This is a genomic window from Ewingella sp. AOP8-B2-18 (genome assembly GCF_052376015.1).
Lineage (GTDB): Bacteria > Pseudomonadota > Gammaproteobacteria > Enterobacterales > Enterobacteriaceae > Ewingella > Ewingella allii.
The window spans coordinates 1-407 of the sequence record NZ_JBQSVB010000069.1; the positions used below are offsets into that span (position 1 = coordinate 1).

Consider the following 407-nt stretch of genomic DNA (forward strand, 5'->3'; position numbering starts at 1 on the left):
CATTTTTGTGCATTACGTCGCATGTATATTCCTCGTTAAAATACAGTCGGGGCTGAATAAAGGTGAGGCTCGCAATGCCCTTGCGCGAGCGGTCTTTATGCATCGGCTGGGTGAAATCAGAGATCGGGGGCTGGAGAATCAGAGCTATCGAGCCAGCGGTCTGACGTTGCTGACTGCGGCGATCTCACTGTGGAATACGGTATATATAGAAAGAGCGATAGATTCTTTGAGACGAAAAGGGATCCCGATTAATGAGCAACTGATTACCCATCTGTCACCACTGGGATGGGAACATATCAACCTGAGCGGGGATTACGTCTGGAGAACGAACCTCAAACTGGGACAGGGTAAATACCGCGCATTACGCTCAGTGAATAGTAATATGTACAAAAAACAGGCTTAGCGTA

The 407-nt window shown here is 47.9% G+C and carries 1 protein-coding gene; it reads left to right on the plus strand.

Annotated elements, in window-relative coordinates; all coding sequences use genetic code 11:
• A partial coding sequence (locus ACT3RR_RS23175) for a Tn3 family transposase (protein ID WP_204363934.1) occupies positions 1 to 403 on the plus strand: 403 nt, incomplete at its 5' end.
• Positions 404 to 407: the final 4 nt, after the last annotated feature.